This window comes from Tautonia marina (genome assembly GCF_009177065.1).
Lineage (GTDB): Bacteria > Planctomycetota > Planctomycetia > Isosphaerales > Isosphaeraceae > Tautonia > Tautonia marina.
The window spans coordinates 231868-243930 of the sequence record NZ_WEZF01000006.1 but is presented as its reverse complement, the minus strand read 5'-3'; the positions used below and the strand labels follow the sequence as shown (position 1 = coordinate 243930).

The window sequence follows — 12063 nt, the reverse complement described above, 5'->3', positions numbered from 1 at the left end:
ATGACCTTGCAGCATCCGCCGTACGAATTTGGTTCCGCTGAACATAACAATGCAGAGGCCCTGATCGCGCTGGCCCTCTCCGAGGACCTGGGTCAGCGCGGTGATCTCACCGCCGAAGCGACCATTCCCTCCGAAGCGACCGGCGCAGCTCGCTTCGTTGCTCGGCAATCGGGGATCCTTGCCGGATTGCCCGTCGTGGCCCTGATCGCCCAACGGTTTGGACTGGCTCAAGGTTTTGTCCCAGAGCGATCCGATGGTGACCCGCTCGAACCGGGAACGCTCATCGCTCGGGTTTCCGGACCAATGCGAGCCATTCTATCGATGGAACGAACGGCGTTGAATTTCCTTCAGCGGCTGTCTGGGATTGCCACGCAGACTCATCGGTTCGTCCTGGCGGTTGAAGGCACCCACGCGGCCATCCTCGACACCCGAAAAACAACCCCCGGCTGGCGTTGGCTGGAAAAGTACGCGGTGCGATGCGGCGGCGGAGCGAACCACCGGATCGGCCTCTTTGACGCGGTTCTCATCAAGGACAACCATCTCGCCTGGCTTGCTTCCTCGGGAGATCCGATCGGTCGGGCGATCACCGCGGCGCGTCAGCTTGCCCCCCCGGGAACCACTGTCGAGGTCGAAGTGGACACCCTCGACCAGTTCGATCGAGCTCTGTCCTGTCGGCCTGACATTGTCTTGCTTGATAATTTTACACATCACGATTTGGCCGAAGCCGTTCGCCGTCGTGACGCTTCGTCCTCGACCGTTTTGCTCGAAGCTTCGGGAGGAATCGATCTCGCTTCGGTCGCCGAAGTCGCGCGAACCGGGGTCGATCGGATCAGCGTCGGGGCGATCACCCACTCGGCTCCGTCGCTCGACATTGGACTGGACGAAGAAATTGTCCGAGATTCTCATCGGTCGTGTTGACAGATGAGAGCGACGGCCTAGGGTTCTGTCGCCGGGGACATTGGTTGCCCCCGACCCTGAAGCGGTTCGCCGCTCCGGGTATCGTCGGCTCCTGCCGGCGAGACGCATCGGTGACGGCACCTTTGGGGAGGGGTGTCGTCGCACTTGTGAGGGGGTGGGGGAGGCGCACGGAGTGTGCCGAGGGGCCCCCGCCCCCTTCGTCTTGTCCTGGGACTTGGACCGGACGAGCCCGCTTGATAGACTCGATCACGACGGTGACGGGCCCGGCCCCGAACTCGTGACGGAGCCCCTCGTGATCTCCCCCGCATCTCCCCCCTGTCTGATCGGTTGCCCGATCGTCCCGGCCCGGGTCGTGGCGATGATGATCACCCTGATCGTCTCCCCGATTGCGTCCGGCTTCGCTCCTGGTCCCGATCGAGGCGATCCTTCGATGAATGAGCCTGGTCGGCAACCCTTGCTGGCCTTTTACTACGAACAGCTGAACCGTGACGGTGATCTCGACTCCTTTCAGAATCGCGTGGACGCTCGATATTCCGAGACCACCCTCCGTCGTCTGGTGTCGTCCGCCGATGTTCAAGCGCGCCGGGGAGCCGTCACCGCCCTCGGCCTGATCGGCGATTTCGGCTGCAACGACGCGCTCGGCCCGGCCCTTGCCGACGAGGACCCGACCGTCCGCCAACTCGCCTCCCAGTCGCTCTGGTCCATCTGGTTCCGAGCCGGAACCGATGAGCAGAACGAGACGCTCCGCCTGGTCGTCGAGTTGAATAACCGGGGTCTTACCCGAGAAGCCCAGCGTCAGGCCACCCGATTGATTGCCGAGGCCCCCAACTTCGCCGAGGCATACAACCAGCGGGCCATCGCGTCGTTCGTCCTCGGAGAGTTCGTCGAAAGCGCCGCCGACTGCAAGCGAGTGCTGGAACTGAACCCCTATCATTTTGGTGCCTTCGGTGGCCTCGGGCAGTGCTATCTGAAACTCGGTCGGCCCGATCTGGCGCTGGAAACTTATCGACGGTCCCTCACAATCCAGCCTCACGACGAAGGTTTGAAACGCCTGATCGAGGCGCTCGAAGCCGATCGATCGTGAGCGCGAGCCCTGTTCCCCCACCTCTTTCCGAACACCCGCCCCCATGCTCCCCCTGCCGATCGACTCGCGCTTGCCCGAGATCCTCAACGCGATTCGACAGCATCGATCGCTTGTGCTCGTCGCCGAGCCCGGCGCGGGCAAGACCACCCGCGTACCACCCGCCCTGCTCGACGCGGGCTTGCTTGATCCGGACCATCCCAACCTGATGGTGCTTCAACCGCGACGGGTGGCCGCGCGGGCCTCGGCTGCTCGAATCGCCCAGGAACGCGGCGGGAGCCTCGGCGAGGAAGTCGGCTACCTCGTCCGCTTCGAGCGTCGGATTGGCCCACGGACCCGTCTTCGCGTGGTAACTGAAGGGGTGTTGACCCGTCACCTGCTGAACGACCCGAGCCTCGACGGGATCGGCGCGGTCGTGCTCGACGAGTTCCATGAACGGAGCATCCATACCGACCTGGCCTTGGCCCTGCTCCGAGAGGTCCGGGACGCGCTCCGAAACGACTTGATCCTGGTTGTGATGTCGGCCACGCTCGACGCCGAACCCGTTGCCCGGTTTCTCGATGCCCCGATCGTCTCGGTCGAAGGGCGCAGGTTCCCCGTTGCCCTCTCATATCGCCCGTCCGACGGCACTCCCCTGCCCGATCGTGTCGCAAGTTCCGTCCGGGACATGCTCGATGATCCCGAAGACCCCGGCGACCTGCTCGTCTTCCTTCCCGGAGCCGAGGAGATACGCCGAACCGCTCAGGCCCTCGCTCCAACGGCGGATCGTCTCGGAATTGAGGTGCTCCCGCTCCACGGTTCCCTGTCGAGCATCGAGCAAGATCGGGCTCTGGCGCCATGCCCCCGCCGCAAGATCGTCCTGGCAACGAATCTCGCCGAGACCTCTCTGACCATCGACGGCATTCGCACGGTGATCGACAGCGGCTTTGCACGCCAGGCCTCGTCCGATCCGGCTCGCGGCCTCGATCGCCTGGAGCTGAGACGGATCAGCCGAGCCTCGGCCGACCAACGCACTGGCCGGGCCGGGCGCACCGCCCCCGGCCGTTGCGTGCGACTCTGGGCCGAGCGAGAGACGCGCGGGATGGCCCCGTTCGATCCTCCCGAAATTCATCGGGTGGACCTCTCCTCAACAGTGCTGACCCTCCATGCCTGGGGGGCCGGCGACCTCCCTGCCTTCTCCTGGTTTGAAGCCCCCGACCCCGACAGCCTCGCGGCGGCCGAGGCGTTGCTCAAGCAACTCGGGGCGATCGATCCATCGTCCGGCCGGATCACTCCCCTTGGCGAGGCCATGCTCGCGCTTCCAGTTCATCCTCGACTGGCTCGCCTGATCCTCGCCGCCGCGGATGGTGGAGCCCTGGAACTGGGAGCCACCGCGGCAGCCTTGCTTTCGGAAAAGGACCTTCTTGCGTCTCCTCGCAGCTCCGATCGCCGCGACCGATCGCCTGAGGTCCACTCCCGCTCCGATCTCCTCGTCCGGATCGACCTCCTCGCTGAGGCCGAGCGCAATGGCTTCGCCCGTGGTCGAATCGATCCTCGAGTTGATCCCAGGGTCGCCCGAACGGTCGTCCGTGTTCGAGACGACCTGATTCGAGTCACCCGCCGGGTGATCAATCCGGAATCTCCTCAAACCACGAGTGACCCCGAATCCGCCTTGCTGCGCTCCGTGTTGCTCGCCTATCCCGATCGCGTCGCCCGACGCCGAAGCCCCGGCGATCCCACGGCCCGAATGGTCGGCGGCGGAGGGCTCCGACTCGACCCGGAATCGGCCGTTCAGGAGGCCGAGCTGTTCGTGGCACTCGATGCCCGAGACGACCGGCGAGGATCCGGACCTCGGGAACTCCGGGTTCGGATCGCCAGCGCCATCGAGCCCGATTGGCTTCAGGAGTCCTTTCCCGACGCCCTCCAACGATCCGAGGTGGTTCGGTTTGACCCCGCTTCCGGTCGCGTCGTCGGCCTGACGACCAGGACCTATCACGACCTCTCCCTCCGCGAAGCCCCGACCGGTTCGATCGACCCCGAGCGCGCGGCCGACGCCCTTGCCGACGCCCTCTCACCCCGCGCCGAGGCGATGCTCCGCGCGGACGAATCCGCCGCCCGATGGCTCGACCGCCTGGCGTTTCTCCGTCGATCCCTTCCAGACCTGGATCTCCCGAAGTTCGAGCCCGAAGCGTACGCCGAGGTCCTCCGCTTCGCTTGCCTCGGCAAGCGCACCGAGGACGAGGTGCGCCGATCGGCGTTTGTCCCCTTGCTCCAGGGGCGTCTCACGCCGGATCAGCTTCGCCTGCTCGACACCGAGGCTCCCGACACCCTTCTCGTACCAAGCGGCAACCGGCTCCGGCTCAGTTACGACGCCGAAGGCCCCCCGGTTCTTGCCGTCCGCCTTCAGGAGATGTTCGGGCTCGCGGAGACTCCCCGACTCGCCCGAGGCCGGGTGCCCGTCCTGCTCCACCTGCTCGGGCCGAACTTCCGCCCGGTCCAGGTAACCGACGACCTCCACAGCTTCTGGACGACCACCTACCACCAGGTTCGCAAGGATCTGCGGAACCGATACCCCCGCCATTCCTGGCCCGACGACCCGTGGACCGCCGCCCCTGAAGCCAAGGGGGGGCGCCGCCGCTCCTAAGTCGAGCTTATGGAATCGCGTCACCGCCCGAGGTGATCCCCCAGAAAGCTCGAAGCTGTGCCGCGGCCCGTTGATCCTGCAGTAAGAGCCGTCCTCCTTGCGTTCCCAGGTCACCGATGATCGGGGTGAGCGGATCGCGGTTTCTCTCTTGTCGAATCGCGGCCCGAGCCTCAACAACCTGACGCACAACTTGATCCAGGTCCTCGAACGGCAAGAGTCTCTCCCCCGGCGTTCGACCCCCGGGTCGAATCGCATTGACACGTTCGACCAGGGGAAGCCCTGCGATCACGGGACGCGTCCGAGAACGCTCAAACAGCCGATCCTCGGGGGGACCGTTGACCAGGACCGAAAGAGTCACGGCCGAGCCGTCGGCCCTGGGAACCGATCGGGCGGTCCATCGCGTTGAGCCGGCCACCTCGTCGATCGTGACATCGAGTCGCTGGCCAGACGGGGCAAGAATCTGCGTCCGGATCGATCCGTCCGGGGCGCGTTCGGCATCCTTTCGCTCCCTGCGATCCGCCTCAACGATCGATCGCAGATCGAACAGGAAAGGTCCTCCCTGCTCGGCCATCCGCTCATCATGAGTTTCGGGAGTCGCCGAGACGATGATGTCGAGCGTCCCTTGATCACCGAGTTGGAGCATCCGAACCGCCACACCCGCGGTCGCTCCCCGCAGAAGGCGCTGACCGATCGGGTCGTAAACCGTCACGGTCTTGCCATCGGACCAGGCGATGGGAGTGGTATCGAAGTCATCGACGACCATCAGAACGACGTCACCGGACGTCCGGAACAGTCCCCGCGTCGAAATCGCCACGCCCGCCACCGTGAGGCTCACCCGAAGCTCGACCCTCGAAATCTCAGGGTCGACCGAGAGGACCACCGGCGATCGTCGAACAATCTCCTCGAACTCGATCCGAGCGGACGCGGGCTCCGGCTCCTGAATGAGCAGAACGCTCATCACACTCCCAAAGACCCACGCCCCGATCATCCGTCAGCCCTCGATTCCCGGGCATCTCGCTTTGAGTTTCGCTACCTTCAATCTTCGTGCGAGACAATCATCCGAGCGTATCTCTCGGAGCCGTCGCCTTCCCCCGCCCATCCTGGCCAATCAACTCCAGCAGCAGATTCTCGTGGGGATAGGGATGCACGGTGTACTGACGGAACCCCTCGGCATAGGCAACACCGATTTCCTTGCCTCGGTGCGTGGACCACTTCTCTTGGATACTCATATACTCGTCGATGCCGTGCTGACGCATCAGCCAGTTCCGCTGGCTCGCGTGGCATTCGAGCATCTGCTGCTTCAGGCTCCAGAACTCGGTAATATCTACTGAGAAGTGCGGGGTCACCGGGTTGCCGTCACGATCACGGCCGTCGATCGGATCGACCAGATAGAGATGCGGAATTCGATCAAGTGCCGGGGCCGGTTCCCATTGCCGAGTCGCATAGTTGGGGATCGGAGCGATGAAACACGCATCGCGAACCAGCAAGTGCGTGGCTTCGTGATCGGCCAGGTAATCGGCCGGGGGAGCCGTCAGAATCAGGTCGGGACGAACTTTCCGCAGAAATTCGACGACTCGTCGGCGCGACAGATCGTCGTTGAAGATCGAGAGATCGCGGAACTCCAGGCAATGATAGCCGGCCCCCAGCAGATCCGCGGCTTCCTTCGCTTCTCGGCGCCGGATCGCGGCAATCGCTTCGGCATCGTGCTCGACCGAACCACAATCCCCAGGCGTCATCGTCGCGAGGGTCAGATGACAACCCGCTTTCCCGAGAAGGGCAAGCGTGCCAGCGCACTGAAATTCGATGTCGTCCGGATGGGCATGGATTGCCAGGACGCGAACCGGTGCTTCGGCCATGATTGAGGTCCAACTCCGAAAGGCGTGAGAGACGGCATAAGCCGTCGTGTTCCCATGATCCTGACTGATGTTCGACAGGGACGCCAGAGATTCCTGTAAGGCCCCGTAAAAAAATCGGGAAAATGTTCTCGCGTGCGCTAGACGACCATTGTACACTTGCCATTCAAAGGCTCAGTTGGTGATCGTCCGTGTCGTGGTCGCTGCCACACGCTTTGTCGTGATCGCCGCCACCCCCTCGCGGGCGCAAGGACGGTCCGACCGGCCTCAACGATCCTGGCAGGACGCGCCCCTTTTCGCGAGTGGAGGCATTAGCGATGGCCGATCTCGACTCCCTGACTCCTCGCCAGCGCGAGATTTACGATTTTATTCGCAGCAAGATCCACGGCCGAGGCTACGGCCCAACCGTCCGGGAAATCGGCGAAGCCTTCGAGATTAAAAGTCCCAACGGGGTCATGTGCCACCTCAAGGCTCTTCAAAAGAAGGGGCTGATCTCCCGAGAACCGAACATGTCTCGGGCCATTCAGTTGCTTCAAGAGTCGGCAACCGCCCCTCGATCCGGCGGTGGAGGCGTTCCCTTGCTCGGTCGGATCGCCGCCGGTGCCCCCATCGAGGCCATTGAACAGGCCGATGAGGTCGTCGACTTCGAAGACTGGGAAGGGACCGACGACAAGTTCGCCCTTCGGGTCACCGGCGAATCGATGATCGAGGAACATATCGCCGACGGCGATTATGTGATCATCAAGAAAGCCGAGACCGCCCGAGACGGCCAGATCGTCGCCGTCCGGGACGACGACGGCGAAGCGACCCTCAAACGCCTCTTCAAGGAGAAGAACCGCGTTCGCCTGGAACCTGCCAACAGCGCCATGAAGCCGATCTACCGAACCAAGGTGAACATCCTCGGCGTCCTGGTCGGTGTTGTTCGCAAGTACTGATTGATTCCCACCCGCCCCACTGATCCCGACCTCGGAGCGGATCGACCGGATTCGCCTGTCCGCGCCGAGGTCCGCAGGTTATCCTCGGTCCCTGGCGATCGAATTGTGATCGTGTTCCGAGTTCGCTCGTCTTGTTTTTCGTCTGGCGTTGAGGAAACGGATGGTCCCCTTCGCACTCTCCTCGGATGACCTGGTCACCATCTCGACCGATCCGAACGCGGTGAATCCTCAGGCTCCGGAGGAATTTGTCGAACTGTTTACCGATGGGGCGTGTAGTGGGAATCCCGGCCCTGGCGGCTGGGGGTTTTTGCTTCGACACCCCGCGAGCGGAACCGTTCGTTGCGATTCGGGCGCCGAGCCCCGGACCACCAACAATCGCATGGAGTTGATGGGGGCGATCCGAGGATTGGAAAGCCTTCAAGGCCGCTGCTCCGTCGCCCTCGTCACCGATAGCCAGTACGTCGCCAAGGGAATTACCGAGTGGATGCCCAACTGGAAACGCAACGGTTGGCGACGTAAGGAACGGGGTCAGTTCAAACCTGTTAGCAACGAAGATCTCTGGCGTCGGATCGATGAACTCGTGGCGGCTCACGAGGTTCGGGTCGAGCACGTCCTGGGTCATCGCGGCCATCCCGAGAATGAGGCCGTCGATCGCCTCGCCGTCGCGGCCATCAAGTCGCTGACCGCCGCCGGCCGACTCGACTGACAGGATTTTCCTTCGGGTGTCTCCCGCTCCAATCGGTCCTCCATTCTTGACGACGCCTCGGGAGTCCGGGATCATCGAGAAATCCCGTCGATTCTTCGGAGGCCCATTGTGTTCGATCAGATTCCCCGGTTCTGGTTTGCGCCGATCGTCTTCCTTGGTTTCCTTCTTTCTGCCCTTCCAGGCAAGGCCGAGGAGCCGATCCGGCTTCGGATTCTCAGCTATAACATCAATCATGGTGAGGGAATCGACGCTCGGATCGACCTGAACCGCATCACCTCGGTGATTCGGAACGCGGAGCCCGATCTTGTCGCGCTTCAGGAAGTGGATCGCGGCATGGCCAGGACCGGACGACTCGATCAGGCGAAGTTGCTTGCCGGTCGGCTTGGAATGGAACACGCCTTTGGTGAGAACTTCGAGTTTCTCGGTGGATCGTTCGGCAACGCCGTCCTGTCTCGCTACCCAATCACCGAGCATCAGAATCACCTGCTTCCCGCTCCCGCGGGCGGTGAGCCGCGTGGAGCGCTGCACGCAACGATTTCGGTGTCGGACGATGGGCCAACGATCCAACTCATCAGTACCCAGTTCGATCATCGTCAAGACGATCGCAACCGCCTCGCTGCGGCCGATTGGCTCGCCACGATGCCCGACAGCCTCGACTCCCCTCCTGCAGTTCTCGCCGGTGATTTGAATACGAGCCCCACCAGTTCGGCCGTCCGCAAGCTCGGCAACCGATGGACTCCGGCCAGCCCTGAGGCTCAGGCAACCGTCCCGGCCAACGCCCCTCGGGCCGCGTTTGATCAGGTCTTCGTCACTCCCGCCGATCGCTGGTCGATCGTTGAGGTTCGCGTTCTCGACGCTCCTGAGGCCTCGGACCATCGTCCCATCCTGCTCATCCTCGATTGGCTCCCGCAAACAGCCGGATCGCCGACGACTCCGTGACGGCCCTCCTCGGATCGCCCTTTGACCGCAGAGGAACTTTCTCATGACGACGGTCGCCACCTCGATCGCCTGCTGGACCTGGGCCACACTCCTTCTGACCTCGGTTCCTGATCCTGGTGACGATCGGCCGTCGATCGACTTTGTGCGAGATGTCGCCCCGATCTTCGAACGGCATTGCCTCTCCTGCCACTCGCCAGACAATCGCAAGGGTGGAATCAATCTCACAACAAGCGAAGATCTCATTGATCTCGCATACCTCGATCGAGATGATCCCGACGCAAGCGATCTGCTCACTCTGGTCACTCCCGAGGCCGAGGGGGAACGCCCCCGCATGCCGATCAAGGGTGACCCGCTCACCCCTGATCAGGTCGACACGCTCCGTCGCTGGATCACCGAAGGGGCCGATTGGCCCAAAGGGCTCGTCCTGTCACCCGATGACGATTCGATCTGGTGGTCCTTCCGCCCGATCGCTCCGGTTGCCCCCCCAAACCCTCCGGCAATCCCTGAAGCCTGGCGAACTCATCCGATCGACCGCTTTCTCTTCGCCAGGCTTGCCGAGGAAGGGCTTACTCCATCACCTCCTGCCGATCGACGAACCTTGATCCGTCGGGCAACCTTCGATCTGCTTGGCCTGCCGCCGACCCCCGAGGAGGTTCAAGCCTTTCTCGATGATGATGCCCCCGATGCCTTCGAACGCCTGATCGACCGATTGCTCGCCTCTCCCCATTACGGCGAACGCTGGGGCCGTCACTGGCTCGATGTCGTCCGCTTTGGAGAGAGTAACGGATACGAGCGCAACGTCTTGATCAATAATGTCTGGCCCTTCCGCGACGCCGTCATCCGATCCTTCAATGACGACGTCCCCTTCAACCGCCTGGTGCTCGAACATCTTGCCGGCGACGTGATCGGTCCAGGCGATCCGAACCGCGAGATCGGCACCGCGTTCCTGGTCTGCGGCCCTTACGACGATGTCGGGAATCAGGACCCGGTCCAGGCCGCTCAAATCCGGGCCAATGCCCTCGACGATATGATCCGCGCGACCAGCGAATCGTTCCTCGGCCTGACGATCGGCTGCGCCCGCTGTCACGACCACAAGTTCGACCCCATCCTCCAGCGCGATTACTACGCCTTCTCGTCTGCGGTCGCCGGCGTCCACCACGGCGGTCGAGTCGTCGCCACCGAGGAACAGCGCCGCCTCGACGCCGAACGTCGGGCCCCCTTGATCGCCGAGCGTGACCACCTGAATGCCGAAATCGCTTCACTCCGCGAGGCGATCCGATCGCGGGCCGAGGCCAGTGCCGCCGAGATCGAGGCCTCCTGGACCCGCCCCACCGTCTCCCGAACTGGAACCGAGGAACGTTTCGAGCCGGTCGAGGCCCGCTTTGTTCGTCTCATCATCGAGGGGCTCGACACGAACCCGGATCAGCCGGTCGGCTGCCGCCTGGAAGAATTCGAGGTCTGGACCGCCGGAGAAGCACCCCGCAACGTCGCCCTCGCCGCCAATGGTGGCCAGGCCGATGGACCGAGTCGCGTTGCCGAAGACTTTGCCGATGCCTACAGCGCCGACCTGACCATCGATGGCCGCTTCGGTTCCCGATGGATCTCAGGCGGCACGACCTTAACGATCCGCCTGGCAGACACCCGAACCATCGACCGCGTCTGGTTCAGCAGCGACAAGGCCGGTGCCGCGGCAGGGCTGGGCGAAGCGACGTTCGTGAGCGAGTATCGCATCGAGATTTCTTCTGACGGCGATTCGTGGGTTGAGGTCGCCAATTCGCGCGACCGCCTCCCCGTCAACGAGGCCCACCGCCAGAAGCGGCTCTTTGATCGTGAAGCCACCACCGACGACCTCGCCCAGCTCGCCAGCCTCGCCCGTCAACGAGACGAGGCGAATGCGGCGCTGGCCGCCATCGAGCCCCTGCCGAACTGGTGGGTCGGATCGTTCCGACAGCCAGATGAGCCTGCGTATCTCTTGATCGGCGGTGATCCCCAGCGCCGGGGCGATCCGGTCTCCGCCAGCAGTCTCTCCGCCCTTTCGGGGCTCGAATCCAGCTTTTCCCTTCCGCTCGATGCCCCCGAGGCCGATCGCCGGCTGGCCCTCGCCCGCTGGATCGTGGCCGAGGACAACCCCCTCACCCCCCGAGTTCTGGCCAATCGCCTCTGGCACTACCACTTCGGCACGGGGATCGTCGACACTCCCAGCGACTTCGGGGTGATGGGGGGCCGTCCGACTCACCCCGAGCTTCTCGACTGGCTGGCTCTCCGGCTTCTGGACGAAGGCTGGCGGCTGAAACCACTGCATCGCCTTATCATGACCTCACAGGCCTATCAGCAATCCTCAGCCTATCGTCCCGAGGCCGCCTCCCTCGATGGCGACTCTCGCCTACTCTGGCGGTACCCCGCCCGCCGGCTTTCCGGAGAGGAGGTTCGCGATGCCACGCTTCAGATCGCCGGTGCCCTCGATCCAACGATGGGAGGACCCGGCTTCCGTCTCTACCGATACATCCAGGACAATGTCGCCACCTACGTTCCGCTCGATGATCCCGGCCCCGAGACCTATCGCCGAGCAGTCTATCACCAGAACGCCCGGGCCATGCGGGTCGATGTTTTGACCGATTTCGACTGCCCCGACCCCGCCTCCGCCGCCCCCCGCCGCGACGCCACCACCACCCCGCTCCAGGCCCTGACCCTGCTCAATCACCGCTTTACCCTCGACATGGCCTCGGCGCTCGCAGATCGCCTCCGCCGAGAAGGCGGCGACGACCCGGCCGCTCAGGTCGACCTGGCCTTCGCGCTTGCGTTCTCGCGAGTGCCAGAGGAAGCCGAGCGATCGTCTTCTCTCGTATTAATTGATCGTCACGGTCTTGATGCGTTCTGCCGAGCCTTGCTGAACACGAACGAGTTTATTTACATCGACTGAGCTTGCAAACCAAGGGACCGACGAACACGACACGCCACCCTGGCACGCGAACTCACAGGACGAGCCGATGCCACCCGACGATCACTCC

9 protein-coding genes are annotated in these 12063 nt (G+C 63.6%); 7 read left to right on the top strand and 2 right to left on the bottom strand.

The features are described from left to right. The 3 genes from nadC (at position 1) to hrpB (ending at position 4622) form a co-directional block, all read left to right on the top strand. On the top strand, positions 1-918 hold the full coding sequence (gene nadC / locus GA615_RS09790) for a carboxylating nicotinate-nucleotide diphosphorylase (RefSeq protein WP_152051102.1): 918 nt from the start codon (positions 1-3) through the stop codon (positions 916-918). A 292-nt stretch (positions 919-1210) separates the two neighbouring features. After that, positions 1211-2002, top strand: a complete 792-nt coding sequence (locus tag GA615_RS09785; protein WP_235905280.1) for a HEAT repeat domain-containing protein — start codon at positions 1211-1213, stop codon at positions 2000-2002. Positions 2003-2045: 43 nt separating this feature from the next. Then, on the top strand, positions 2046-4622 hold the full coding sequence (gene hrpB, locus GA615_RS09780; protein ID WP_152051101.1) for an ATP-dependent helicase HrpB: 2577 nt from the start codon (positions 2046-2048) through the stop codon (positions 4620-4622). A gap of 7 nt (positions 4623-4629) precedes the next feature. Here hrpB and GA615_RS09775 read toward each other — a convergent pair whose 3' ends face one another. Then, positions 4630-5580: a hypothetical protein gene (locus tag GA615_RS09775; RefSeq protein WP_152051100.1), complete on the bottom strand. Its 951-nt coding sequence runs from the start codon at positions 5578-5580 to the stop codon at positions 4630-4632. Positions 5581-5677: 97 nt separating this feature from the next. Further along, entirely contained in the window at positions 5678-6478 is an 801-nt protein-coding gene (locus GA615_RS09770; RefSeq protein WP_152051099.1) for a PIG-L deacetylase family protein, read from the bottom strand. Positions 6479-6792: 314 nt separating this feature from the next. Between GA615_RS09770 and lexA the strand changes: the two genes are divergently transcribed. The 4 genes from lexA to GA615_RS09750 all read left to right on the top strand — a co-directional run bounded on the left by lexA (position 6793) and on the right by GA615_RS09750 (position 11975). Beyond that, entirely contained in the window at positions 6793-7410 is a 618-nt protein-coding gene (gene lexA, locus GA615_RS09765; RefSeq protein ID WP_152051098.1) for a transcriptional repressor LexA, read from the top strand. A gap of 160 nt (positions 7411-7570) precedes the next feature. Beyond that, on the top strand, positions 7571-8116 hold the full coding sequence (gene rnhA, locus GA615_RS09760; protein WP_152051097.1) for a ribonuclease HI: 546 nt from the start codon (positions 7571-7573) through the stop codon (positions 8114-8116). A gap of 108 nt (positions 8117-8224) precedes the next feature. Continuing rightward, complete coding sequence (locus GA615_RS09755; RefSeq protein ID WP_161602256.1) at positions 8225-9055, top strand: endonuclease/exonuclease/phosphatase family protein; 831 nt, start codon at positions 8225-8227, stop codon at positions 9053-9055. Positions 9056-9098: 43 nt separating this feature from the next. Then, positions 9099-11975, top strand: coding sequence for a DUF1553 domain-containing protein (locus GA615_RS09750; RefSeq protein WP_152051095.1), 2877 nt, complete (start codon positions 9099-9101; stop codon positions 11973-11975). Positions 11976-12063: the final 88 nt, after the last annotated feature.